Origin of the sequence: Sphingopyxis sp. (assembly GCF_036675685.1) — a bacterium.
Classification (GTDB): Bacteria; Pseudomonadota; Alphaproteobacteria; order Sphingomonadales; family Sphingomonadaceae; genus Sphingopyxis.
In genome coordinates this window covers 111433-134874 of sequence record NZ_JAKFEM010000034.1, presented here as the reverse complement: position 1 = coordinate 134874, position 23442 = coordinate 111433, and the positions used below count along the sequence as shown (strand labels likewise).

23 protein-coding genes are annotated in these 23442 nt (G+C 65.9%); 15 read left to right on the top strand and 8 right to left on the bottom strand.

Features of this window, described 5'->3' with window-relative positions:
• Positions 1-41: 41 nt before the first annotated feature.
• Positions 42-524, top strand: a complete 483-nt coding sequence (locus V6M50_RS14755; RefSeq protein WP_332819323.1) for a GFA family protein — start codon at positions 42-44, stop codon at positions 522-524.
• A 12-nt stretch (positions 525-536) separates the two neighbouring features.
• Here the strand turns inward: V6M50_RS14755 and V6M50_RS14750 are convergent, their stop codons facing one another.
• Both V6M50_RS14750 and V6M50_RS14745 read right to left on the bottom strand, forming a co-directional pair.
• Positions 537-1223, bottom strand: coding sequence for a helix-turn-helix domain-containing protein (locus tag V6M50_RS14750; RefSeq protein WP_332819322.1), 687 nt, complete (start codon positions 1221-1223; stop codon positions 537-539).
• A gap of 92 nt (positions 1224-1315) precedes the next feature.
• Positions 1316-1747: a nuclear transport factor 2 family protein gene (locus V6M50_RS14745; protein WP_332819321.1), complete on the bottom strand. Its 432-nt coding sequence runs from the start codon at positions 1745-1747 to the stop codon at positions 1316-1318.
• A 122-nt stretch (positions 1748-1869) separates the two neighbouring features.
• Here V6M50_RS14745 and purT point away from each other — a divergent pair, with 122 nt between their 5' ends.
• The 5 genes from purT (at position 1870) to V6M50_RS14720 (ending at position 7786) form a co-directional block, all read left to right on the top strand.
• Positions 1870-3048 carry a formate-dependent phosphoribosylglycinamide formyltransferase gene (gene purT / locus V6M50_RS14740; RefSeq protein WP_332819320.1) on the top strand — a complete coding sequence of 393 codons (1179 nt, stop codon included), beginning with the start codon at positions 1870-1872 and terminating at the stop codon, positions 3046-3048.
• Positions 3049-3151: 103 nt separating this feature from the next.
• Positions 3152-3598 carry a CHRD domain-containing protein gene (locus tag V6M50_RS14735; RefSeq protein WP_332819319.1) on the top strand — a complete coding sequence of 149 codons (447 nt, stop codon included), beginning with the start codon at positions 3152-3154 and terminating at the stop codon, positions 3596-3598.
• Between the two features lie 77 nt (positions 3599-3675).
• Positions 3676-6489, top strand: coding sequence for a DNA polymerase I (gene polA, locus V6M50_RS14730; RefSeq protein WP_332819318.1), 2814 nt, complete (start codon positions 3676-3678; stop codon positions 6487-6489).
• Entirely contained in the window at positions 6486-6992 is a 507-nt protein-coding gene (locus V6M50_RS14725; protein WP_332819317.1) for a hypothetical protein, read from the top strand. The genes polA and V6M50_RS14725 overlap by 4 nt, the downstream gene beginning before the upstream one ends.
• A 119-nt stretch (positions 6993-7111) precedes the next feature.
• The gene (locus tag V6M50_RS14720; RefSeq protein WP_332819316.1) at positions 7112-7786 is read left to right on the top strand and encodes a CDP-alcohol phosphatidyltransferase family protein; all 675 of its coding nucleotides are present in this window, start codon (positions 7112-7114) and stop codon (positions 7784-7786) included.
• A 6-nt stretch (positions 7787-7792) separates the two neighbouring features.
• Here V6M50_RS14720 and V6M50_RS14715 read toward each other — a convergent pair whose 3' ends face one another.
• The gene (locus V6M50_RS14715; RefSeq protein ID WP_332819315.1) at positions 7793-8686 is read right to left on the bottom strand and encodes a prephenate dehydratase; all 894 of its coding nucleotides are present in this window, start codon (positions 8684-8686) and stop codon (positions 7793-7795) included.
• 170 nt (positions 8687-8856) lie between these two features.
• Between V6M50_RS14715 and V6M50_RS14710 the strand changes: the two genes are divergently transcribed.
• Together V6M50_RS14710 and V6M50_RS14705 are read left to right on the top strand one after the other, a co-directional pair.
• On the top strand, positions 8857-9513 hold the full coding sequence (locus V6M50_RS14710; RefSeq protein ID WP_332819314.1) for a c-type cytochrome: 657 nt from the start codon (positions 8857-8859) through the stop codon (positions 9511-9513).
• Positions 9513-9941 (top strand): c-type cytochrome, encoded by a 429-nt coding sequence (locus tag V6M50_RS14705; protein WP_332819313.1) that lies wholly within the window; start codon positions 9513-9515, stop codon positions 9939-9941. Before V6M50_RS14710 ends, V6M50_RS14705 begins: the two co-directional genes overlap by 1 nt.
• 80 nt (positions 9942-10021) lie before the next feature.
• Here V6M50_RS14705 and V6M50_RS14700 read toward each other — a convergent pair whose 3' ends face one another.
• Positions 10022-10894, bottom strand: coding sequence for an LOG family protein (locus V6M50_RS14700; protein WP_332819312.1), 873 nt, complete (start codon positions 10892-10894; stop codon positions 10022-10024).
• A gap of 48 nt (positions 10895-10942) precedes the next feature.
• Entirely contained in the window at positions 10943-11644 is a 702-nt protein-coding gene (locus tag V6M50_RS14695; protein WP_332819311.1) for an extensin family protein, read from the bottom strand.
• A 168-nt stretch (positions 11645-11812) separates the two neighbouring features.
• On the opposite strand from V6M50_RS14695, the gene V6M50_RS14690 reads away from it, so the two are divergent.
• The 3 genes from V6M50_RS14690 (at position 11813) to V6M50_RS14680 (ending at position 15917) form a co-directional block, all read left to right on the top strand.
• Positions 11813-12943, top strand: a complete 1131-nt coding sequence (locus tag V6M50_RS14690) for a phosphoserine transaminase (RefSeq protein ID WP_443030523.1) — start codon at positions 11813-11815, stop codon at positions 12941-12943.
• Positions 12944-13049: 106 nt separating this feature from the next.
• Positions 13050-14636 carry a phosphoglycerate dehydrogenase gene (serA, locus tag V6M50_RS14685; protein WP_332819310.1) on the top strand — a complete coding sequence of 529 codons (1587 nt, stop codon included), beginning with the start codon at positions 13050-13052 and terminating at the stop codon, positions 14634-14636.
• 168 nt (positions 14637-14804) lie between these two features.
• On the top strand, positions 14805-15917 hold the full coding sequence (locus V6M50_RS14680) for an ATP phosphoribosyltransferase regulatory subunit (RefSeq protein ID WP_332819309.1): 1113 nt from the start codon (positions 14805-14807) through the stop codon (positions 15915-15917).
• On the opposite strand, the gene V6M50_RS14675 is transcribed toward V6M50_RS14680, so the two are convergent.
• Together V6M50_RS14675 and V6M50_RS14670 are read right to left on the bottom strand one after the other, a co-directional pair.
• Positions 15914-16291 carry a DOPA 4,5-dioxygenase family protein gene (locus V6M50_RS14675; protein WP_332819308.1) on the bottom strand — a complete coding sequence of 126 codons (378 nt, stop codon included), beginning with the start codon at positions 16289-16291 and terminating at the stop codon, positions 15914-15916. The two genes, V6M50_RS14680 and V6M50_RS14675, sit on opposite strands and share 4 nt — an antisense overlap.
• A 21-nt stretch (positions 16292-16312) precedes the next feature.
• Positions 16313-17245: an alpha/beta hydrolase gene (locus V6M50_RS14670; protein WP_332819307.1), complete on the bottom strand. Its 933-nt coding sequence runs from the start codon at positions 17243-17245 to the stop codon at positions 16313-16315.
• Positions 17246-17396: 151 nt separating this feature from the next.
• Between V6M50_RS14670 and V6M50_RS14665 the strand changes: the two genes are divergently transcribed.
• The 3 genes from V6M50_RS14665 (at position 17397) to V6M50_RS14655 (ending at position 20412) form a co-directional block, all read left to right on the top strand.
• Positions 17397-18686: an adenylosuccinate synthase gene (locus V6M50_RS14665; protein ID WP_332819306.1), complete on the top strand. Its 1290-nt coding sequence runs from the start codon at positions 17397-17399 to the stop codon at positions 18684-18686.
• 94 nt (positions 18687-18780) lie between these two features.
• Positions 18781-19524, top strand: a complete 744-nt coding sequence (locus V6M50_RS14660) for a class I SAM-dependent methyltransferase (protein WP_332819305.1) — start codon at positions 18781-18783, stop codon at positions 19522-19524.
• A 297-nt stretch (positions 19525-19821) separates the two neighbouring features.
• Positions 19822-20412: an NADPH-dependent FMN reductase gene (locus V6M50_RS14655; RefSeq protein WP_332819304.1), complete on the top strand. Its 591-nt coding sequence runs from the start codon at positions 19822-19824 to the stop codon at positions 20410-20412.
• On the opposite strand, the gene V6M50_RS14650 is transcribed toward V6M50_RS14655, so the two are convergent.
• The gene (locus V6M50_RS14650; protein WP_332819303.1) at positions 20409-21725 is read right to left on the bottom strand and encodes a spinster family MFS transporter; all 1317 of its coding nucleotides are present in this window, start codon (positions 21723-21725) and stop codon (positions 20409-20411) included. The genes V6M50_RS14655 and V6M50_RS14650 overlap by 4 nt on opposite strands.
• Before the next feature lie 111 nt (positions 21726-21836).
• Here V6M50_RS14650 and V6M50_RS14645 point away from each other — a divergent pair, with 111 nt between their 5' ends.
• Positions 21837-23417, top strand: a complete 1581-nt coding sequence (locus V6M50_RS14645) for an amidase (RefSeq protein WP_332819302.1) — start codon at positions 21837-21839, stop codon at positions 23415-23417.
• The last annotated feature ends 25 nt before the right edge of the window (positions 23418-23442 follow it).

Here is a 23442-nt window from a genome sequence, read left to right as displayed (position 1 = left end):
CCGATGTTGTGAGAGCGCGTCGCCTTTGATAGCAAATGCCGATGGACAGGATCGAAACCGAAGCATCGGGCGGATGCCAGTGCGGCGCGGTGCGCTATCATGTCAGCGCGGTGCTCGACACGTCGCATATCTGCCATTGCCGCATGTGCCAGAAGGCGGCGGGCAATTTCTTCATCGCGCTGATCGGCGTTCCGCGCGATGCAATCACATGGACACGCGGCAGGCCCGCGACCTTCAACAGTTCGGACAAGGCGGCACGCGGGTTTTGCGGCGATTGCGGGACGCCGCTCCTTTACGATTATTTCGAGAGCAAGCATATCAACCTGACGACCGGATCGTTCGACGACCCCGGCCAATTCCCGCCGAAAATGCAGTTCGGTATCGAAGCCCGCTTGCCGACATTCGAGTGCCTTCCCTTGCGCGAAGAAGGCACGACCGAGGAGACGATGCACGCGCTCGTCGGCGCGATCAAGGCGAGCAACCACCAGCACCCCGATCACGACACCGGCACATGGCCTGAATAGGCACGCCGCGCGTCAGTTCACCGAAAGCCCCGCGATCGCCGCGCTGGGCGTCAACCCGAAGTGGCGATGGAACACGCGCGAGAGATGCGCGGTGTCGGCAAAGCCCGCATCCATCGCCGCGGTGCGGACCAGCGCACCCTCGGCCATCTGCTGCGTCGCATATTGCAGCGCCGACCACAGCTTGAACGCACGAAAGCTTTGCCCTGTCGCTGCCTTGAAGGCGCGCAAGGCTTGCGTGCGCTCCATGCCGAGGCGGCTTGCCAGTTCGGACTGCGGCATCCGCCACATCGGGTCGGCGTGGATCGCTTGCACGGCGGCTGCGACTGCAGGCGGCGGCGCGCAAGCGGCCGGGGTCAGTCTGTCGCGCAGCTCGGCCATCGCGGATTCGTCGCCGCGCATCGCGTCGAGCGCCAGATACGCGGGCGCGCCCGTCAGGCCGCGCCCCAACAGTGTGTCGAACGGAAAGCCAAGGCCATTGAGGTAGAGGACGTCGGCGCCGCGCTCGGCAAAGGCAACCGCGTGGACGATGCCGGGGCGGACGAGCAATATATCGCCCTCGACCCGCTGGCCCTCGCGCTCCAGCCGCACGGGACCCGACCGCCCGACCAGCACCGCGGTCACGGGATTGGCATGCGCCGCAAGCTTGCGGCTACCCACCGGAAAGCAGGAATACAGGAAGGGCGAGATCGGGTCGGGCATCGCCGCGACTATCCTCCCCGCGCGGACGGCGCGCAAGAGGCGGCGGAGGGGAAAGCCTTGCCCGGCCCCGATCCTTTCATCGATCCGCCTTCCTATTGTGCAATCCCGGCGCGCGCGAACGCCGCGTGCATCTCGCGCCCATTCGGATACACATCCTTGCGCGTTACCTCGCCCGCCCCGTTCAGGGTGACGACGTCGAGCATCCCGACGCGCGCGGTGAAGGGGGTGCCGCCGGGCTCGCGGAGCGAGAGCAGCATCGTCCATTCGAACACCCAATGACCATCACCATAGAGGCGGCGGCCCATCTCCTGCTCGAAGTCGAAGGTCGCGAACAATTGCCGGCAATGCTCGCGCAGCCTCTCGCGGCCTTTCACAGCTTCGGTCCCGTCGCGGAGCGCAAAGATTGTATCTTCGCTGTGGAGCGACGCGATCAGGTCGGGATCCTTGGTTTCCCAACCGACATGATAGCGGTCGAACAAGGCCTCGATGGAAAGGGGGCGTTCGATTTGTGCGTTGGCGGCCATCCTTTTTCTCCCTTGATGTCGCGAAGAGGCTAACGGGCAGCGGCGTGGATGCGTTGAACAAACGTGCGTTGCGCTTTTCCGCAATATCGGGTGTGGAGGGCGCCGCAGAATCGGAGCCGCACATGACCCCCACCGCCATCATCCTCCTCCTAGGTTCGGGCGAGCTCGGCCGCGAATTCGTGATCTCGGCGAAGCGTCTCGGCTGTCGCGTCATCGCGTGCGACAGCTATGAAGACGCGCCCGCGATGCAGGTCGCCGACAGTTTCGAGGTCTTCTCGATGCTCGACGGCGATGCGCTGCGCGCCGCGATCGAGAAGCACCGGCCCGACCATATCGTGCCCGAGGTCGAGGCGATCCGCACCGAAATCCTCGCCGAAGTCGAGGCCGAAGGTTTCCATGTCGTGCCGTCGGCGCGCGCGGCGCAGTTGACGATGAACCGCGACGCGATTCGCGACCTTGCGGCGAGCGAGCTTGGCCTTGCTACTTCGACCTTCGAATATGCGACGAGCCGCGAGGAACTGGCCGCCGCGGCGGCGCGCATCGGTTTCCCGCTGGTGGTCAAGCCCGTCATGTCGTCGTCGGGTAAGGGGCAGAGCACGGTCAAGGACGCCGCGGGCGTCGACGCCGCATGGGATTATGCCGCCACCGGCATGCGCGGCGACCGGCTGCGCGTTATCGCCGAGGCGTTTATCGATTTCGATTACGAAATCACGCTGCTGACCGTCCGCCACAAGGACGGCGTCGCCTTCTGCCCTCCGATCGGCCACCGGCAGGAGCGCGGTGACTATCGCGAAAGCTGGCAGCCCGCGGCGATGTCGGACGTTGCGCTCGCGAGCGCACAAAATATGGCGACAAAGGTCGTCGATGCACTCGGCGGCCATGGCATTTTCGGGGTCGAATTTTTCGTGAAGGGCGATCAGGTGATCTTCTCGGAACTCTCGCCGCGGCCGCACGACACCGGCATGGTGACGCTGATTTCGCAATCGCTGTCCGAATTCGACCTCCACGCGCGCGCAATCCTTGGGCTGCCGATCCCTGTCGTCGAAGCGCCCGACGCGAGCGCAAGCGCCGTGCTGCTCGCTGACCGCGACGCGGCGGATTTTACGATAACCGGCCTCGCCCACGCGCTCGCCGCGCCCGATGCCGCGACGGCGGTCGACGCGCGCATCTTCGGCAAACCCGTCACGCGGCCCTACCGTCGCATGGGGGTCGCGCTGGCGCGTGTCGCGGGCGGCACGACCGACGATGCGCGCGCGGCGGCGGTCGCGGCGGCGGGGAAGCTGGTCATCGACTATTGCTGAACCTGCGGCCGCGCCTGCGTTAATCCGGGCGGCGGAACCGCCCCGTCTGCCAGGGGTTGGGTTATCATGGCCCGCCGGGCCACTACTCCCTGGGAGACATGTCATGAAAAGCCATATCTGGGCGGGTCCGTTGCTCGCTACCATCGCGCTCGCCGGTTGCGCCACCGTCGAGGAGGGTGTCGCCCAACGTATCGGCGACACCTATAACGCCACGCTATCGGGCGCGAACGAAGTGGGCCGCGGCGATCCCGACGGCTACGCGCGGGCCCAAATCACCGTCACCGACGAGCTCGATCAAATCTGCTACGACATCAACGACATCCGCAACCTCGACAATATCACCGGCATGCACATCCACCGCGGCCGCGCCGGGGTCAATGGACCTGTCGTGTTCCCGATGACGCAGGCCAATGAAGGTGGCTGGAAGGGCTGCAAGAAGCGGGCCGAATGGACCGAGGGCGCGATCGAGCGCGATCCGTCGAACTATTATGTGAACATCCATACGACCGCCTATCCCGACGGAGCGATCCGCGGGCAGCTGGGTAATTAACGGCTCCCAAGACGCGGTGTGACCGGAAGCGACGGCGGGGTCTCGCACCGCCGTCGCACCCCTGCTACATCCCCGCCATGTCCGAGAAGAATCATCTCTATCTGGTCGATGGCTCCAGCTACATCTTCCGCGCCTATCACCGCCTGCCGCCGCTGACGAACCCGAAGGGGGTGCCGGTCGGCGCGGTCTATGGCTACACGACGATGTTGTGGAAACTCGCGAAGGATCTGCACGACGCCGACGGGCCGACGCATCTTGCGGTCATCCTCGACCATAGCAGCAAGTCGTTCCGCAACGACATCTACGACCTGTACAAGGCGAACCGGCCCGAGCCGCCCGAGGATCTGCGCCCGCAATTCCCGCTGATCCGCGACGCGACGCGCGCTTTCTCGCTGCCGTGCATCGAGATGGAAGGGTTCGAGGCCGACGATCTGATCGCCAGCTATACCGAGGCCGCGGTGCTCGCGGGCTGGGACGTCACGATCGTGTCGTCCGACAAGGACCTGATGCAGCTGATCCGCGAAGGCGACGGCACGCCGCAGGTCGACATGCTCGACACGATGAAGAATGTCCGCATGGGGCTGGAGGCGGTCGACGAGAAGTTCGGCGTGACGCCGAGCCTTGTCGGCGATGTCCTCGCGCTGATGGGCGACAGCGTCGACAATGTGCCCGGCGTGCGCGGCGTCGGGCCGAAGACCGCGACCAAGCTGATCCAGGAATATAAAAGCCTCGACGGCGTGCTCGCCGGCGCCGAGACGATGAAGACGTCGAAGCTGCGCGACAATCTGATCGAACATGCCGATATGGCGCGGCTGTCGCGCATCCTCGTCGAATTGAAGCGCGACGTGCCGCTTATCGACGCGCTCGACGATCTGAAGCTCGGTTCGATCCCGCCCGAACCGCTCAAACTGTTCCTCGACGAACATGGTTTCCGCTCGCTTTCGGCCAAGCTCGACCTTGGCGCGACGCCGGGCGGACCACCGACGTTCCCGCGCGCAAGCGCGGCGCCGGTGGCGGCCCCCTCCACCGGGCCGTCCACACCGACGCTCCCCCCGATGCCCGCCATCGATCGGTCGGCGTATGAATGCGTCACGACTATCGACGCGCTCGACCGCTGGATCGCCGAAGCGCGCGCCGCGCATGTCATCGGCGTCGATACCGAAACGGCGAGCCTCGACAGCGTCACCGGCCGCCTCGTCGGCGTCAGCATGGCGACCGCGCCCGGCCGCGCCTGCTACATCCCGCTTGGCCACGGCGGCACCGACATGTTCGCCGAAAAGCCCGACCAGATCCCGATGAACGAAGCGCTCGCGCGGCTCGGCGCACTGTTCGCCGACGATGCGGTGCTCAAGGTGGGGCATAATCTGAAGTACGACATCGGCGTGCTCGCGCAGCATGGGGTCATCATCGCGCCCTATGACGACACGCTGGTGATGAGCTTCGCGCTCGACGCAGGCAAGCATCAGCACGGGCTCGACGAGCTGGCGAAGCTCCACCTCGATCACACCTGTCTGACCTTCAAGGAAATGTGCGGCACGGGCAAATCGCAGATCAGCTTTGCCGAAGTGCAACTCGACCGCGCGACCGAATATGCCGCCGAGGATGCCGATGTTGCCCTCAGGCTGTGGAAGCTGCTCAAGCTGCGCCTGCCGATCGAGGGCGGCACGCGCGTCTACGAAATGGTCGACCGTCCGCTCGCTGCCATCGTCGAGGGGATGGAGCGCGCCGGGATCATGGTCGACCGCGACTATCTGGCGAAGCTGTCGGGCGAGTTCGCGACCGAAATGCTGCGTATCGAGGGCGAGATCCACGCCTTAGCCGAACAGCCTTTCGCGATCGGCAGCCCCAAGCAGCTCGGCCAGATCCTGTTCGAAAAGATGGCGCTGAAGGGCGGTCGGAAGGGCAAGTCGGGCGACTGGTCGACCGACCAGAGCGAACTCGAACGCCTCGAACGCGACGGCGTGCCGATCGCGCGCAAGATCCTCGAATGGCGCCAGCTCGCGAAATTGAAATCGACCTATACCGACGCGCTGCAACAGCAGATCAACGCGAAGACCGGGCGGGTCCACACGAGCTACAGCCTCGTCGGCGCGCAGACCGGGCGACTGTCGTCGACCGATCCGAATCTCCAGAATATCCCGATCCGCACCGAGGTCGGGCGCCAGATTCGCGACGCCTTTATCGCAGCGCCCGACCATATGCTGATCGCCGCCGACTATAGCCAGATCGAGCTCCGCCTCGCGGCGCATATGGCCGACGTCCCCGAACTCAAGGAGGCCTTTGCGCAGGGGCAGGACATCCACAGCGCGACCGCGATCGAATTGTTCGGCGAGGTCAATCGCGACACGCGCGGCAAGGCGAAGACGGTCAATTTCTCGATCCTCTACGGCATTTCGCGCTGGGGCCTCGCGGGCCGGCTCGAAGTCACCCCCGACGAGGCACAGGCGCTGATCGCGCGCTATTTCGAGCGCTTCCCCGGCATTTCGGACTATATCACCGACACGCTCGAGAATGCGCGGGCGAAGGGCTATACCGAGACGCTGTTCGGCCGCAAAACCTGGTTCCCGCGGATCAAGGCGGCGAACCAGAATGAACGTGCCGGCAGCGAGCGCGCCGCGATCAACGCCCCGATCCAGGGCACCAGCGCCGACCTGATCAAACGCGCGATGGCACGCATGCCGAAGGCACTGGCCGATGCGGGTCTGTCCGACGTTAAAATGCTGCTGCAGGTGCACGACGAACTCGTGTTCGAGGCGCCGGAAGACAAGGCCGAAGCCGCGGGCGCGGTCATTCGTGCGGTGATGTCGGGCGCCGCCGAACCTGCGCTCAAGCTGTCGGTCCCGCTCGAAGTCGAGATCGGCACCGGGAAGAGCTGGGGCGAAGCGCATTGATTTCCGCACTGTTGTTCGTCGCGGCGCTCGCCGCCGATCCGGTTGTCGCGGCCCCCGGAGCGGCGGCCGGCGCAGTGGTGCCTGCGCCCCCGTCCCCCATTGCCGACACCGATCTGCGCGAGTTTGCCGCGATCGCCGGGCGCAAGGTCGCGGGGCGTGCGGTCGGCGGGCCCTATACCACCGCCGACAAGATCCTGCTGATTGCGCGCGATGACAAAGGTTTCCCGGTGATCGCGACCAGTATCGGCTTTCCTTCGCGTCAGGCGTTGCCCGCCCCGCCGCGGGGCACGCTCGCGATCGTCCGGCTGCACCAGCGGTCCGAAACCATCGTCCCCGGGCCGACGCCCGACGACCTCGCCTTTGTCGCCGCGAACAAGCTACCGCTGTTCGTGATCGGCGAATGGGCACGCCCCGCGCCGATGTGGGAGGTTGCGTGGATCGACGACGCGGTTCGTTACCGCACGGTCGGCGAGGTCGGCGAGATCGGCCCCTGGCGGGACTGACCGGCGCTCCGATACGCCGCGCCGACGGCCCTGCCCTTTCGCCGCCGCAACTTTCTCTCTATGACGATCCGATGACATCTGGTTGGCGCCTTTGTGACAGCCAGCAACAAAGGGTCCACATGAGCAAGTTCCAACCCGTCGTTTCGGCGCCGGTTCGTATTCAGCAGAATATCCTCGCCCGCGGCGAGCGCCGCCTCCTCAACTGGCTGTGTGTACGCCTCCCCGGCTGGGTAACGCCCGACCAGCTGACCGCGCTTGGCTTCGCCGGCGCGGTGCTGGTCGCCGCGGGCTATGTGCTCAGCTGGTTCGACAGCGAATGGCTCGGCCTCTCGCTCGTGGGCTATATCGTCAACTGGTTCGGCGATTCGCTCGACGGCAGCCTCGCCCGCTGGCGCGGCATCGAGCGGCCCAACTATGGCTATTTCGTCGACCATAGCGTCGACGCGCTCGCGACGCTGATGATGATCAGCGCGATCGGCGTCAGCCCCTATATGCGCCTCGACGTCGCCCTGATGGGCGTCGCCGGCTATTTCCTGCTGTCGATCCACACCTTCATCGCGGCCAAGGTCGTCGGCGAATTCCGCCTCTCCTATATGGCCGGCGGCCCGACCGAGCTGCGTTTGATGCTGATGGCGATGACCGCCCTGATGCCGATCGTCGGTACCGGCCTGGTGGCGGGAACGACGCTGTCGGCTTTCGACCTGTTCGCGCTGGTGGTCTCCAGCATCCTTGTGACGCTGTTCATCGTCCAGACGTCGGCGACCGCGCGGATGCTCCGCCGTCGCGGCGGGTGAGGCGATTTAAGGCCGAACCCGCGCCTGGGCGTAGGTGCCTAGCAGCCGCAGCGACTTGGTCTGGAAATCCAGCTCCTCGAGCGCGCGGTCGATCCGCTCCTCGCCCGGTGCGCCGACAATATCGGCGTAGAATTGCGTCGCGGCAAAACTGTCGCCGGTCTGGTAGCTTTCGAGCTTGGTCATGTTGACGCCATTGGTCGCAAAGCCGCCCAGCGCCTTGTAGAGCGCGGCGGGAATATTCTTCACCTCGAAGATGAAGGTGGTCATCACCGGCCCCTCGATCGCCGCGACGTCGTTCAGCGGTTCGCGCGCGAGCACGACGAAGCGCGTCGTATTGTGATCGGCGTCTTCCATCCCCGTGCCGTGGAGCGTCAGCCCATAGAGTTCGGCGGCGTGCGGCGGCGCCAGCGCGGCGAGTCCGACCTCGTCGCTATCGGCCACCCACGCCGCGGCGCCCGCGGTGTCGCTATGCGCGACGGGTGCGATCCCGTTGGCACGCAACCAGTGACGGCACTGGCCGAGCGCCTGCTCGTGGCTCATCGCGCGCGTCACCGGGCCGAGGTCGCGGCTCATCAAGCCATAGCGGATCGGCAGGAAATGCTCGCCGACGATCGACAGGCCGGATTCGGGAAGCAGGAAATGGATGTCGGCGACGCGGCCGTGCAGGCTGTTTTCGATCGGGATGATCGCGCGGTCGACGCGGCCTTCGCGCACCGCCTCGATCGCATCCTCGAATGCGTAGCAGGGCATCGGCAGCGCGTTCGCATCATATTCGCGCGCGGCGAGGTCGCTGTTCGCCCCCGGTGCGCCCTGGAACGCCAGCCCGCGTGCGGGCTGCGCGAGTGCCACCGTCCGCATTTCGTCGACCAGATGCTGTGCCGAAGCCGAATAACTGCCCATGATTGCCTTCCCAAGCCGAAGCCGCGGCGCATAGCGGCCAGACGCTGTCCACGCAACCGGCGCGCTCGCCCATTTCATCCCCTTGCGCCGCCGTCGCCGCGCCAGTAAGGGAGCGTCCAAATCAAATACGCGCCCGGCAAGCGGGCGCCAGCTAACGGGGCTGCAAGAGCATGGACAATCGCAACAACACTATTGCCGGATGGGTGCTGTTCGCCGGCATTTGCGCGCTGGGCCTGACGATCGGGTCGAGCATGTTGTTCGCCAGCCACAACCCGGAAAAGCCCGGTTATCCGATCGAAGACGCCGAAGCCGGCGCCGGTGGCGGCGAATCGGCGGTGCCGCTCGCCAACCTGCTCGCGACTGCCGATCCGGTGAAGGGCGAGGCGGTGTTCGCGAAATGCGCCGCTTGCCACACGATCAATTCGGGCGGCGCCAACGGCATCGGCCCGAATCTCTTCGGCGCGCTGGGCAAGCCGCATGGCCATGTCCCGGGCTTCGCTTATTCGGATGCGCTGAAGGGCGTCGCGGGCAATTGGGATTTCGAAGGCATGAACGCGTGGATCACGAGCCCGCGTAAATATGCGCCGGGCACGAAGATGTCGTTCGCCGGCCTCAGCAGCCCCGAAGACCGCGCGAACCTGATCGCCTATCTGAACGCCCAGGGTTCGAACCTGCCGCTGCCCGCCGCTGAAGCCGCACCCGCACCCGCGGACGGCGCCGCCGCGGCAGAGGGCGCTGCCGCAGCACCGGCCGAAGGCGCCGCAGCCGCTCCGGCTGCAGGCGCCCCGGCGGCCGCGACCCCCGCTCCGGCCGAAGCCAAGAAATAATGCGGCTCGCGCCCGTCCTGCTGGCGGGCGCCCTGACGCTCGCCGGTTGCGGCAAGAGCGATAAACCGGCCGATGCGCCGGCGACCGGCGAACCCGGCGTCGAAGCGCCTCTCGTTCAGCCGACCGCGGCGATGGGCGAGCAGGTGTTCAAACGCTGCGTCGCGTGCCACACGATCGACAAGGGCGGATCGAACGGCATCGGCCCCAATCTGCATGGTGTTGTCGGCCGTGCGGTCGCATCGCACGCCGGCTTTTCCTATTCGGGCGCGATGAAGGCGAAGGGCGGGGTCTGGGACGAAGCGGCGCTCGACCCTTATCTTGAGGCGCCGATGAAGGCGGTGCCGGGAACGCGCATGGCCTTTGCCGGCGTGATCGACGCCGCCGATCGCAAGGCACTGATCCTGTATCTGGAAGAACAGTCGAAGTGACCGTCATCCCAGCGAAAGCTGGGATCGCTTGCGTCGTGCAGGGCCGATAGCGGTCCCAGCTTTCGCTGGGAGGACGCTAATCAATGATGCTCGATGTTGGCGTAGAAATCCTGGATGATCGCCCATGCCTCGTCCGCGGTCTCGACGAATTTGAACAGGTCGAGGTCGCGCGCGCTCACCACGCCCTCCTCGACCAGTGCGTCGAAATTGACCACCCGGGTCCAGAATTCCTTGCCGAACAGCACGATCGGGATCGGCTTGATCTTGCCCGTCTGGATCAGCGTCAGCAGTTCGAACATTTCGTCGAACGTGCCGAAACCGCCGGGGAAGACGCACACGGCGCGGGCGCGCAGCAGGAAGTGCATCTTGCGCAACGCGAAATAGTGGAACTGGAAACTCAAGGACGGGGTGACGAAGCGGTTGGGCGCCTGTTCATGCGGCAGCACGATGTTTAGCCCGACCGATTCCTTGCCCACGTCGTCGGCGCCGCGATTCGCGGCTTCCATGATCGACGGCCCGCCGCCCGAGCAGACGACGAAGTGGCGGCAGCCATTTTCGTCGGGTGGAACCTGGCTCGCGAGCCGCGCGAGTGCGCGCGCCTCCTCATAATATTTCGCCTTTTCCTTCAGGCGGCGCGCGATGTTGCGCTGAACGTCATTGGTCGCCGCGGCCTCGAGCGCATCGGCTTCCGCGGGCTCGGGGATACGCGCCGAGCCATAGATGACGAGCATCGATTCGATCTTCGCCTCGTCGAGCAGCAGTTCGGGCTTGAGCAGCTCGAGCTGGAAGCGAACGGGGCGCAAATCCTCGCGCAGCAGGAAGTCATTGTCCTGAAAGGCCAGCTTGTAAGCGGCGCTCGCGGTCTGCGGGGTGGTTGTCGCCTGCTTGGCGAACTGCGCGTCGTCCTTGGCTTTGTGGAAACGCGAACGATGGGGTTGTTTATCTTCTGCCATTAGCGGACGGCTAGCCGCTTCGCATGGCTTTGCCAAGATGGGGCTGTTTCAGCGGCAGTAACCGCCGCCGCTCATGTCGAAATGGAAATGGTTGTAGTGCGCCGCGTTGTAATCGGGGCCAAGCACGGTCCCGAAGCGGCGGCACCCCGATTTGTGCAGCGCACGGAGGAAGTCCTGCGACGCCTGGTCGCCCGTCCACCCGCCGTCGAGCATGATACGGCGCCCATCGGCGAGGACGAAGCCCGACACGTCGACCGCGTTCGAATAGGCGTGCTGCGACATCCTGCCCGACCGGCCGCCATAGATGTTGCGGCAGCTATAGGTGCCGAAGGTCTCGATCTTCACGACCTCGGTCCCGAAATATTTGCGCGCCGCGGGCTTCACCGCATATTGCGCCCATGCCGCGAAGTTGCGCGCCAACGGACAGGTCATCGCGCCGAGGTTCGTCACCGGGGTGCCGATGTCGAGCAGCTTCACCGAATCGATCGAAGTGCATCCGCCGCCATGATCCTCATTGGCGAGCGGGGTAAAACGCACCCCCGCCTGTTTGAGGTCGAAGGCGCATTGCTGAGCTTCGGCGCTGGTGAAGGAGGGGGTGCTCGCGATTTGCGGGCGTTTTTGCGTGCTCGCGCTCGGGCGTTTGCCGTTACCATTCTTCATCGCCTCGGGTGCACCGAAACAGGCCGACAGCGCCAGCGCCGCGGTCGCGGCAACCAATATCCGGAGCTTCAAGAACGCAGGGACCCCCATGGCGTCAAAATACCGACGAAATGGTTAACAAGCTGTATACCTTTTCTTCGGCTCGTCGAAAATTTCGCCCGGCCCGTGCAATTTGTTTGACAGCCCGCGCGCGCGCCCTAAACGCGGCGCCGGGCCACGCGGTCCCAACGCCGCGCGAGCTCTCTGCAAGGAGAGACTATGATGACTGAAGTGCCGACGCCACAATTGCGCCCTCTGCGCCCCTATTTCTCCTCCGGCCCCTGCGCAAAGCCGCCCGGATGGGATGCCTCCAAAATCGCTACCGAATCGCTCGGCCGCTCGCATCGTGCGAAGATCGGCAAGACACGCCTCGCCTATTGCATCGACCTGATGCGCGAGATGCTGCAGCTGCCCGACACCCACCGCATCGGCATCGTCCCGGGCTCCGACACCGGCGCCTTCGAGATGGCGATGTGGACGATGCTCGGCGCCAAGCCGGTAACGACGCTCGCCTGGGAGAGCTTCGGCGAGGGCTGGGTCACCGACGCGGCGAAGCAGCTCAAGCTCGATCCGACCGTCATCCGCGCCGATTACGGCCAGCTTCCCAATTTGACCGAGGTCGACTGGTCGAACGACGTGCTTTTCACCTGGAACGGCACGACCAGCGGCGTGCGCGTTCCGAACGGCGACTGGATCGCCGACGACCGCGAGGGCCTCTCCTTCGCCGACGCGACCAGCGCGGTATTCGCTTACGACCTGCCGTGGGACAGGATCGACGTCGCGACCTTCAGCTGGCAGAAAGTGCTCGGCGGCGAAGGCGGCCATGGCGTGCTGATCCTCGGCCCGCGCGCAGTCGAACGGCTCGAAAGTCACACCCCCGCCTGGCCGCTGCCGAAGGTCTTCCGCCTCGTCTCGAAAGGCGCGCTTGCCGAGGGCGTGTTCAAGGGCGAGACGATCAACACCCCGTCGATGCTCGCGGTCGAGGATGCGATCTTCGCGCTCGAATGGGCGAAATCGCTCGGCGGCCTCGATGGGCTGAAGACACGTAGCGATGCGAATGCCGCCGCGCTCGACAAGATCGTCGAGGAACGCGGCTGGCTGAGCCACCTCGCCGCCGATCCCGCCAGCCGCTCGAAGACCTCGGTCTGCCTGTCGGTTGCGGGCGCCGATGCGGATTTCATCAAGAAATTCGCGGGCCTGCTCGAGAAGGAAGGCGCGGCCTATGACATCGCGGGCTACCGCGACGCGCCTCCGGGCCTTCGCATCTGGTGCGGCGCGACCGTCGACACCGCCGATGCCGAAGCGCTCGGCCCGTGGCTCGACTGGGCCTACGCGACCCTCACTGCCTAGTCTCTTTTCGTCATCCCCGCGAAAGCGGGGACCCAGAGCGTGTTTGGACTGCCCCCACACTGGGTTCCCGCTTTCGCGGGAATGACGAGGTAAAAGGAATATCGAAATGACCCAACCCAAAGTCCTCATCAGCGACAAGATGGACCCCAAAGCCGCCGCGATCTTCAAGGAACGCGGCATCCAGGTCGACGAGATCACCGGCAAGACCAAGGATGAGCTGATCGCGATGATCGGCGAGTATGACGGCCTTGCGATCCGTTCGGCCACCAAGGTCACCGCCGACGTCCTCGCCGCCGCGACGAACCTCAAGGTCGTCGGCCGCGCCGGGATCGGCGTCGACAATGTCGACATTCCCGAGGCGTCGAAAAAGGGCGTAATCGTGATGAACACGCCTTTCGGCAACAGCATCACCACCGCCGAACATGCGATCGCGATGATGTTCGCGCTCGCGCGCCAGATCCCTGAGGCCGACGTGTCGACCCAGCAGGGCAAGTGGGAAAAGAATCGCTTCATGGGGGTCGAGCTGACCTCGAAGACGCTCGGCCTGATCGGCTGCGGCAACATCGGCAGCATCGTCGCCGAACGCGCATTGGGGCTGCGGATGAAGGTCGTCGCGTTCGACCCCTTCCTCACCCCCGAGCGCGCGATCGAGCTTGGCGTCGAAAAGGCCGATCTCGACACGCTGCTCGCCAAGGCCGATTTCATCACGCTGCACACGCCGCTGACCGACCAGACGCGCAACATCCTGTCGGCGGAGAATATCGCGAAGGCGAAGAAGGGCGTGCGGATCATCAATTGCGCGCGCGGCGGGCTGATCGACGAGGCGGCGCTGAAGGACGCGCTCGAAAGCGGCCAGGTCGCGGGCGCGGCGCTCGACGTGTTCGTGCAGGAACCGCCGGCGGCCGACCATCCGCTGTTCGGCGCGCCGAACTTCATCTGCACGCCACACCTCGGCGCGTCGACCGACGAGGCGCAGGTCAATGTCGCAATCCAGGTCGCCGAGCAGATCAGCGATTATCTCCTCACCGGCGGCATCACGAACGCGCTCAACGTCCCCAGCCTGTCGGCCGAGGAAGCGCCGAAGCTGCGCCCCTATATGAGCCTCGCCGAGAAGCTCGGCAGCCTCGTCGGGCAGCTCGCGCACGACAATCTCACGACGATCTCGGTCGAAGTTGAAGGCGCCGCCGCCGAGCTCAACCTGAAGCCGATTACCGCGGCGGTTCTCACCGGCCTGATGCGCCGCTATTCGGACAGCGTGAACATGGTCAACGCGCCGCATCTCGCGCGCGAGCGCGGGCTCGATGTGCGCGAAGTGCGCCACGACCGCGACGGCGATTATCATACGCTGGTTCGCGTCACGGTAGCGACCGAACAGGGCGACCGCTCGGTCGCGGGCACCTTGTTCAGCAACGGCGACCCGCGCCTCGTCGAGATGTTCGGGATCAAGGTAGAGGCCGATCTCGACGGCCATATGCTCTATATCGTCAACGAGGACGCGCCGGGCTTCATCGGCCGCATCGGCACCGCGCTCGGCGAAGCCGGGCTCAACATCGGCACCTTCCACCTCGGCCGCCGCGCCGCGGGGGGCGAAGCGGTGCTGTTGCTCAGTCTCGACTCGCCGATGCCCGAGCCTTTGCTGTGGCAGCTTTGCCAGCTTCCCGGCGTGAAGACGGTGAAGGGTTTGAAGTTCTAAAACGAATTGTCCCCTCCCGCTTGCGGGAGGGGCAGCGAGACTTGCGAGCTTGCTCGCTAAGTCGCAGCGGGGTGGGTCCGGCAACGTCGCTGCCCACCCCTAACCCCTCCCGCAAGCGGGAGGGGGACTATATTGAACTCCCGCCGCCACCCGCCTAAGGCCGCACCCATGACCAAGGCCCCTGCCCTGCTGCCCGAAGGCTTGCGCGACCGCCTCCCCCAACAGGCGGAAGCCGCGTCGCGCGTGACGCGCGCGCTCGTCGATGCGATGCGCGCGCATGGTTATGGCCGTGTCTCGCCGCCGCTCGCCGAGTTCCGCGAGACGCTCGGCGGCGATGACGACCGCTCGACCCGCGATCTGCTCCGCTTCACCGATCCGGTGTCGCAGCGCACGCTCGCGCTGCGCCCCGACATCACACGACAGGTCGGCCGCATCGCAACCTCGCTGCTCGCCGACGCGCCGCGTCCGCTACGCCTCTGCTACGCCGGGCAGGTCGTCAAACTGCGCGCCAGCCAGCTCCGCCCCGCGCGCGAGATGCTGCAAGTCGGCGCCGAGCTGATCGGCAGCGACAGCGTCGCCGCGGCGCGCGAGATCGTCACCGTCGCGATCGACGCGCTCGAAGCCGCGGGCATTGGCCCCGTCACGATCGATTTCACCCTGCCCGATGTCGTCGACTTGCTCGCGACCGGGCCACTCCCCGTCGATGTCAACATCCAGCAGCTTCGCGACGAACTCGACGCCAAGGATGCCGGCGCGCTGACGCGGCTTGGCGCACAGGCCTATCTGCCGCTACTCCGCGCCACGGGCCCGTTCGACCAAGCAATCGCCGACCTTCGCGCCTTCGACACCACCGGCGTACTCTCCGCCCGCATCGACGCGCTCGAAGCCATCGCGGCGCCGGTGCGGGACCGCGTCACCCTGACCCTCGATCCGACCGAACGCCATGGCTTCGCCTATCAAAGCTGGTTCGGCTTCCAGATCTTCGTTCCGGGGCAAGGCGACGCGGTTGGCCGTGGCGGCGGTTACTCGATTCCCGTGGGCGAACAGGAAGAATCAGCCGTCGGCTTCTCGCTCTACCCCGATCCGCTGATCGACGCAGGACTCGGCGCTGAGGACGATGCCGACCGCCGCATCTTCCTGCCGCTCGGCCACGACGCCGCGCTCGCGGCAAGCCTGCGCGCCGATGACTGGCAGACGGTGGCGGCACTGTCCGAAGCCGACGACGCGCGCGCGCTTGGGTGCGGCTGGTGGCTCGGTCCCGACGGGCCGGTCGAAGCCTAAAAGTCCGATATTCCGAAGCGCGGGATGCCCTGGTTGATCCCGGGCGGATCGAGCACGGTCACGTCGAGCTCGACGGGTTCGCCGATCCAGTGTGCAAGGGTGGTGTGGTCGGCAAGGTCGTCGTCGGTGAGCGGATGGACGAGCGCGCGCAGTCCGGTGGCCTCGATGGCCGCGACGACGCCATCCTTCGAGCGCGCAAGAAAATGCACCTCATATTGCGCGATCGGATGCGGCCCGGCGGCACCGTCGGTCATGTCGCCGACGAACAGGATCGCGGGATCGCGGCCAAAATCTTTGCGCAGCCCGGTCGCAGCAACGCGTTCGGAATCGTCGAAATAGATATGGGCGTGATAGGGGGCGTCGGGGTTCGTCATGTCCCAACCCTATCGCATCGATCAGCGTGCGAAAACCCGTTTCAGCCAGGCATCGACCGCCGCCGTCGGCGCATAGGCGGGATCGCCAAGGCGACGGTTGATCTCGGCATGACCCTTCAGCCCCTCACCGGGGAAGCTGCCCTTCTCGACCCGGCTACCGCCCGCCGTCAGCGCGGCGGCGAGCGCCTCGGCCTGCCGAACGCCGTCAGCGCGCTGGACGTATAGCAACAGGAATTGCGGCGCATTGGGCGCAATAGCGTGCGCGGTCGGCGACAGCGCCTTTTGCCGGGTCGGATTGGTGCCGAATGCCTGGCCGTAGGTCGCCTGCATGATCGGCGGCCCGTCCTTCATCTGCGCGGGTACGTCATAAGCCGCGCCGTCGATGGGGATCACCCCCGATATGTCGGCAAAAGAGAGCCCCGCGCTCTTCAGATAGCGCTCGTCGGTGCCGACCAGCGCGACCAGATGCGCACCTGCGCTATGCCCCATCAACACGACGCGTCGCCGGTCGATACCAAGGCCGTCGGCGCGGTTCACCAGCGCTTTCACCGCGCTTGCCACGTCGGCCGCCTGCTGCTCGACCGTTGCGTCGGGGACCAGCCGATAGTTGATCGAGGCGAAAGCATAGCCCGCGGCCGGATAATGTTCGGGCTTGAAGCGCCCCGTTGCATTGTCCTTGCTCCCGCGTTTCCAGCCGCCGCCATGGACGAAGACAACCAGCGGCGTCGGCCCCTTCGCTCCCTTGGCGCGCCAAATATCGAGCATCTGCAGCGGGTCGCTGCCATAGGATATCGTCTCGCCGCCCGGAACCTTCGGTCCTTCGTCGGCGCCCATTCGTTCCGCCAGGCGCTCGCGTAGCCGGTCGCGCATCTTCTCCCGCGCGTCGGTCGGGTCGGCACCGCCCGCGACGAACGCTGTCACCGCCAGAATTCCGATCCAGTATCGATTGGTCATCGCAGCATCTCCTTCGGGTCCCGGCGGCACCTGCCTGCCCGCCAAATGTCGCAAATTCATCCCAGCGCGCTTGCCTCTTCGGCCAAATCCGCTAAGGCCGCGCCGGGCCAGCGCCGGTTGTTTTTTGGGGCCCGTTCAGCAGGACAGCATCATGGCAAATGTTACCGTCATCGGGTCGCAATGGGGCGACGAGGGCAAGGGCAAGATCGTCGACTGGCTCGCCAGCCGCGCCGATGCCGTGGTCCGGTTCCAGGGCGGTCACAACGCCGGCCATACGCTCGTCGTCGGCGAGCAGGTCTACAAGCTATCGCTGCTCCCCTCGGGTATCGTCACCGGGACGCTGTCGATCATCGGCAACGGCGTCGTGCTCGACCCGTGGGCGCTGCGCGACGAGATCACCAAGCTGCGCGGGCAAGGCGTCGTGATTAACGCCGAGAATTTCGCCATCGCCGACAATTGCGCGCTAATCCTGCCTTTTCACCGCGACCTCGACGCGCTGCGCGAGACCGCGGCGGGCGCGGGCAAGATCGGCACCACGGGCCGCGGCATCGGCCCCGCCTATGAGGACAAGGTCGGCCGCCGCGCGATCCGCGTCTGCGACCTGGCGCACCTCGACAAGCTCGAACCGCAGCTCGACCGCCTGACCGCGCACCACGACGCGCTGCGCGCCGGCTTCGGCGAACCGCCGATCGATCGCGAACGCCTGATCGCCGACCTCACCGAAATCGCCGACTATGTGCTCGAATATGCCCAGCCCGTCTGGAAGCGCCTGAAAAAAGTCCGCAAGGCCGGCGCGCGCATATTGTTCGAGGGCGCGCAGGGCGTGCTGCTCGACATCGATCATGGAACCTATCCTTTCGTCACCAGCTCGAACACCGTCAGCGGCACCGCGGCGAGCGGTTCGGGCCTCGGGCCCGGCGCGGTCGGCTTCGTGCTCGGTATCGCCAAGGCCTATACGACGCGCGTCGGCAGCGGCCCCTTCCCGACCGAGCTCGAGGATGCGACCGGGCAAAAGCTCGGCGAGCGCGGGCATGAATTCGGCACCGTCACCGGGCGCAAGCGTCGCTGCGGCTGGTTCGACGCGGTACTGGTGCGCCAGAGCTGCGCGGTATCGGGCGTTACCGGCATCGCGCTGACCAAGCTCGACGTGCTCGACGGCTTCGACACCATCCGCATCTGCACCGGATACCGGCTCCGCGGCAAGATCCTCGACTATTTCCCGGCGCATTCGGCCGATCAGGCCGAGGTCGAGCCGATTTACGAGGAAATGGACGGCTGGCACGAATCGACCGCGGGTGCGCGCAGCTATGCCGACCTTCCCGCGCAGGCGATCAAATATATCCAGCGCGTGCAGGAGCTGATCGAAACCCCGATCGCGCTGGTGTCGACCAGCCCCGAGCGCGAAGACACGATCCTGATTCGCGACCCGTTCAGCGATTGATTTTGGAATGCCGGTCGTCGCGCAAGCGCGGCGACTGGGCGCAAGCAGGCTTATCGTCACTGAACTGCCATAGGCCGTCATTAGTTGGCTGCGGATGACAAGCCGCGAAACGACGCATCTCCTCGCGCGTCCCGACATGTACGACGCCCTGCCGCGCCCGGCGCGCGAACGGATCGAGGTTATCGCCTTTGGCGCGATCCAGTGGCCGTGGCTCCTGCGATCCTTGTGGGGCGGCCGCAAAACGGAAAAGGCAGCGCTGCTGCAACGGCTTGACCTCGCCGACGACGCCCTGCCACATCTCGGCAGCTGGAAGGCCGACACGCGCTTCCTGACGCACATCGTCGACGCCATCGAGGAGCTGCGCCCCTCCGTCGTCGTCGAACTCGGCTGCGGCGCGAGCAGCCTCGTCATTGCCAAGGCCCTATCGATGTTCGGCGGCGGCCGGCTGATCAGTTACGATCAGCATCAGGAATTTGTGGTCGAAACCGGCCACTGGCTGGCGAGCCAGGGCGTGGCCGCCGACCTGCGCCACGCGCCGCTTGGCCTGCCGCCGGGCGATTGGCCGGGGCTCTGGTATCAGCTCGCCGACCTGCCGACCGACATCGGCCTGCTCGTGATCGACGGTCCGCCCTGGGCGCTGCATCCGCTGGTGCGCGGCGCTGCCGAATCGCTGTTCCCGCGTCTTGCCGACGATGCCATGATCCTGCTCGACGATGCGGCACGACCCGGCGAGCGCCTGGTCGCGCGGCGCTGGCAGAAGCGGTGGCCGCAGATCGATTTCGCCTATGACCGGTCGGGTACGAAGGGTACGCTGATCGGCCGTGTCGCCGGCGGCTAGTGCGCTCATCGACGCCGGGATAAAGCAGCTGTGGGATGTCGTTCCCGACGGCACTCCGTTCCCTATACGCCCCTAGCAATTCACGACCTTAGCGAAGTGCCGCTTTCCCGAGCGAAGTCGAGGGACTATGCCGAGCGAAGGTGAGGCAGCGATGTCGAGGTTCTCGCTTCGCTCGAACGAGCCCCTCGTCTTCGGCCAAAGGCCGAAGTTTATCCTGAGCGCCCGCCAGGGCAGTCGAAGGGCTCGGGGGTTCGGGAAGATTTACGCCGTCGAACATAAGTTTTTGCAGGAGCCATCATGTCCCGCCGCATCCTCCTCTTCTATGGCAGCTATCGCCGCGACCGGCAGGGCATCAGGTTCGCCGAGTGGCTCGTCGATGCGATCGCGGCGCGCGGCGACAGCGCCGAGCTGATCGACGCCAAGGCGGTCGGCCTGCCGATGCTCGACCGCATGTACAAGGAATATCCGAAAGGCGAGGCACCGCCCGCGATGGAGGAACTCGCGAGCCAGATCCGCGCCGCCGATGGCTTCCTGTTCGTCACCGGCGAATATAATTGGGGGCCGCAGCCGGGGCTGAAAAACCTCACCGACCATTTTCTCGAGGAATGGTTCTGGCGCCCCGCCGCGATCGCCTGTTACTCGGGCGGTTCCTTTGCCGGGGTGCGCGCAATGATGGGCTGGCGCGACATATTGGGCGAGATGGGCATGGCGGTAATCTCCTCGATCCTGCCCGTCGCGCGCATCGGCCGCGCGTTCGACACCGACGGCAAGCCGGCGGGCGATGACGGGGCGAGGCTCGAAAAGGCCTTCCCACGCTTCGCCGACGACCTGAACTGGTGGATCGACGCGGCCAAGGCGCAGCGAGCGAAGGTCGACCCGCCCTATTAACCCGACTTGAGTTCGGCCTTGAGCCTGAGGCTCGCGCGCCAGAAGAAGAAGGCCGGGATCAGCCCCAGCCACGCCGCGCCGTAAAGCACCCAGCGCACGCTTTCCTGCCCCGCCACCGGCTGCAGCGCGTCGGACAGCACGCCGAACAGGAACGGCCCAAGCCCCAGACCGATCAAATTCTGCCCAAACAGCATGATCGACGCAGCAACGGCGCGCGCGCGCGGCTGGACCAACCCCTGCACGCAGCCATAAGCCGGGCCGTAATAGGCGTTGTTGACGATGCTGGGCACGACCAGCAACGCCATCGCGACGATCCAGTTCTCCATATAATAGCCAAGGAACAGGACGGGGGCGACGATCGCCATGCCAAAGGCGGGAAAGGTCAGGATATGTCGCTTGTCGCGCGCGCCGAACTTGTCGGCCATCTTGCCGCCCAGCCAGGTTCCAAAGGCCGCAGCCAGTCCGAGCACCGCCGCCAACGACAGCCCTGCCTGGGTCGTCGATAGCCCGTGGCTGCGGATGAAGAAACTGATCGTCCACAGACCCTTGCCATAGCCAAGGAAGGCAGTGAACGACGCCGCGATCAATATGTAGATATAGGCGCGCGAGGTGAAAATCTCACGCATCGCTTCGCGCATCGACAATGGCACGGCCGCCGATGCCGTCGCCACGGCTTCGGCGGTCCGGCTGTGCCGTGGCTCCCGCATTACGAACAGCACGATCAGCGCGAGCAGCAGCCCCGGTGCGCCGACCAGCATCAGCGCGACGCGCCAGCCGTAAAGATCGTTGACGATGCCGCCGATGATCAACCCGAGCAGCGAACCGATCGGCACGCCGAGCCCGTAGAAGGCGATCGCCGACGATCGCTTCGCCACGGGCACGCTGTCCGAAATCAGCGAGTGCGCAGCGGGGGTGCACCCGGCCTCGCCCACGCCGACGCCGATGCGCGCGAACAGCAATTGCACGAAATTCTGCGCGAGCCCGCACACCGCGGTCATCGCCGACCAGATCGCGAGCGCGAGCGCGATCAGCCGCACGCGGTTCGTGCCGTCCTTGTCGGCATAGCGCGCGATCGGGATGCCGAGCAGCGCGTAGAAGACAGCGAAAGCGGGGCCGGCGAGCAGGCCGAGCTGCGTGTCGGACAAGCCGAGGTCGGCCTTGATCGGTTCGGCGAGGATATTGACGATCTGCCGGTCGAGGAAGTTGAAGATATAGACGATCAGCAGGATCCACAGCATCGTCCGCGTCTGCGCAGAAACGCCGTCGGACGATGGCACGGCAATGCCCGTTGCGAGGGCAGGCTTGTCGGTCATATATCTCTCCCGCCGCCAAGGGAGCAGACCGGGGGGACCGGTGTCAACGCCCTTGCGGCGCGCCGAAAATCCTCTCTTGCAATTGCCGCTACGGCTGGCAGCGTGCAGCCTATGCAAAAAACTTCGCTGCTCGCCACCGCCGCGCTTCTTGCCAGCACCCCCGCCGCGGCGATGCCGCCGCCGCTTCCCGAGGTCGAGGGCAAGGACGCGGCAATGCTTCGCGCCGAAATGGAGAGCGGGCAGATTTACGAAGGGCTGATGGCGCTCGTCTATCTCGACCGGATCGGGCGGATCGACGACTATGGGCCGAAGCTGGACGCCGTTATCGCCACCATGTCCCAAACCGATCTCAACGCGGAGGGGAAACGCCTCTATGACGAACGCATGGCGGGCAAGGCGCGCGGGCCGCTTCACGGCATCCCCATATTGCTGAAAGACAATATCGAGGCAGCGGGCCCGCTCGCGACTACCGCCGGTTCGCTCGCACTCAAGGACAATGTGACGAACCGCGACGCGCCACTCGTTGCGCGCCTGCGCGATGCGGGGGCGGTCATCCTCGGCAAGACGAACCTCAGCGAATGGGCGAACATCCGTTCGAACGATTCGACCAGCGGCTGGAGCGCGATCGGCGGGCTCACCAAAAATCCGCATGCGCTCGATCGCAATAGCTGTGGCTCGTCTTCGGGCAGCGCCGCGGCCGCGGCGGCTTCGCTCGCACCGATCACCATCGGCACCGAGACCGACGGGTCGATCACCTGCCCGGCGGGGGTCAACGGCGTCGTCGGCTTCAAACCCACCGTTGGCCTCGTCAGCCGCACCTTCATTGTCCCGATCAGCCATAGCCAGGACACGGCGGGGCCGATCACGCTGACCGTGCGCGATGCCGCAGCGGTGATGACGGTGATCGCGGGCAGCGACCCCGCCGATCCCGCGACGGCGGAGGCCGATGCGCGCAAGACCGATTATGCCGCCGCGCTCTCTCCGGGGGCGCTGAAAGGCAAGCGCATCGGCGTGCTGCGCGACCGCATCGGCGACCGCGCCGACATCGCCGCGCTGTTCGACGCCGCGCTCAAACAAATGACCGACCTCGGCGCAACGGTGGTCGAAATCACCGACAGCCGCAAAGGCATGGAGGGCCTCGGCGCCGCCGAGCTCGAAATATTGCTGACCGAGCTCAAGGCCGGCATGGCGGCCTATCTTGGCGGCCTGCCGAACGCGGCCACGCCCAGGACGCTCGCCGACGTGATCGCCTTCAACAAGGCGAGCCCCGAGGAGCTCAAATGGTTCGACCAGTCGCTGTTCGAACTGGCCGAGACCAAGGGCGGTCTCGACAGCCCCGCCTATATCGCGGCGCGCGAAAAAGCGGCGCGGCTCGCGGGGCCCGAGGGCATCGACCGGCTGCTGAAAACCCATGGCGTCGACTTGCTCGTCGGCGTGACCAACGGTCCGGCGTGGGTCAGCGACCTCGCCAAGGGCGATAGCTATGATGGCCCCAGCGTCAGCCAGCTTCCCGCCATCGCCGGCTATCCGCACCTCACGGTGCCGATGGGGGCGGTCGAGGGGCTGCCAATCGGCGTGTCCTTCATCGGCGCGAAATGGCGCGACGCCGACGTGCTCGCGGCAGGCTATGCCTATGAGCAGGCGAGCGGCAAGCGGGTGACGCCGACCTATCGGGCGGGCGCGACCCCTTAAGATCCTCCCTGTCGCGAAGCGGTGG

Bases quoted from the DNA above. Each gene is read 5' to 3' on its own strand.
- V6M50_RS14755 (WP_332819323.1), top strand. From the start codon at position 42: ATGGACAGGATCGAAACCGAAGCATCGGGCGGATGCCAGTGCGGCGCG.
- V6M50_RS14750 (WP_332819322.1), bottom strand. From the start codon at position 1,223: ATGCCCGACCCGATCTCGCCCTTCCTGTATTCCTGCTTTCCGGTGGGT.
- V6M50_RS14745 (WP_332819321.1), bottom strand. From the start codon at position 1,747: ATGGCCGCCAACGCACAAATCGAACGCCCCCTTTCCATCGAGGCCTTG.
- purT (WP_332819320.1), top strand. From the start codon at position 1,870: ATGACCCCCACCGCCATCATCCTCCTCCTAGGTTCGGGCGAGCTCGGC.
- V6M50_RS14735 (WP_332819319.1), top strand. From the start codon at position 3,152: ATGAAAAGCCATATCTGGGCGGGTCCGTTGCTCGCTACCATCGCGCTC.
- polA (WP_332819318.1), top strand. From the start codon at position 3,676: ATGTCCGAGAAGAATCATCTCTATCTGGTCGATGGCTCCAGCTACATC.
- V6M50_RS14720 (WP_332819316.1), top strand. From the start codon at position 7,112: ATGAGCAAGTTCCAACCCGTCGTTTCGGCGCCGGTTCGTATTCAGCAG.
- V6M50_RS14715 (WP_332819315.1), bottom strand. From the start codon at position 8,686: ATGGGCAGTTATTCGGCTTCGGCACAGCATCTGGTCGACGAAATGCGG.
- V6M50_RS14710 (WP_332819314.1), top strand. From the start codon at position 8,857: ATGGACAATCGCAACAACACTATTGCCGGATGGGTGCTGTTCGCCGGC.
- V6M50_RS14705 (WP_332819313.1), top strand. From the start codon at position 9,513: ATGCGGCTCGCGCCCGTCCTGCTGGCGGGCGCCCTGACGCTCGCCGGT.
- V6M50_RS14700 (WP_332819312.1), bottom strand. From the start codon at position 10,894: ATGGCAGAAGATAAACAACCCCATCGTTCGCGTTTCCACAAAGCCAAG.
- V6M50_RS14695 (WP_332819311.1), bottom strand. From the start codon at position 11,644: ATGGGGGTCCCTGCGTTCTTGAAGCTCCGGATATTGGTTGCCGCGACC.
- V6M50_RS14690 (WP_443030523.1), top strand. From the start codon at position 11,813: ATGATGACTGAAGTGCCGACGCCACAATTGCGCCCTCTGCGCCCCTAT.
- serA (WP_332819310.1), top strand. From the start codon at position 13,050: ATGACCCAACCCAAAGTCCTCATCAGCGACAAGATGGACCCCAAAGCC.
- V6M50_RS14680 (WP_332819309.1), top strand. From the start codon at position 14,805: ATGACCAAGGCCCCTGCCCTGCTGCCCGAAGGCTTGCGCGACCGCCTC.
- V6M50_RS14675 (WP_332819308.1), bottom strand. From the start codon at position 16,291: ATGACGAACCCCGACGCCCCCTATCACGCCCATATCTATTTCGACGAT.
- V6M50_RS14670 (WP_332819307.1), bottom strand. From the start codon at position 17,245: ATGACCAATCGATACTGGATCGGAATTCTGGCGGTGACAGCGTTCGTC.
- V6M50_RS14665 (WP_332819306.1), top strand. From the start codon at position 17,397: ATGGCAAATGTTACCGTCATCGGGTCGCAATGGGGCGACGAGGGCAAG.
- V6M50_RS14660 (WP_332819305.1), top strand. From the start codon at position 18,781: ATGACAAGCCGCGAAACGACGCATCTCCTCGCGCGTCCCGACATGTAC.
- V6M50_RS14655 (WP_332819304.1), top strand. From the start codon at position 19,822: ATGTCCCGCCGCATCCTCCTCTTCTATGGCAGCTATCGCCGCGACCGG.
- V6M50_RS14650 (WP_332819303.1), bottom strand. From the start codon at position 21,725: ATGACCGACAAGCCTGCCCTCGCAACGGGCATTGCCGTGCCATCGTCC.
- V6M50_RS14645 (WP_332819302.1), top strand. From the start codon at position 21,837: ATGCAAAAAACTTCGCTGCTCGCCACCGCCGCGCTTCTTGCCAGCACC.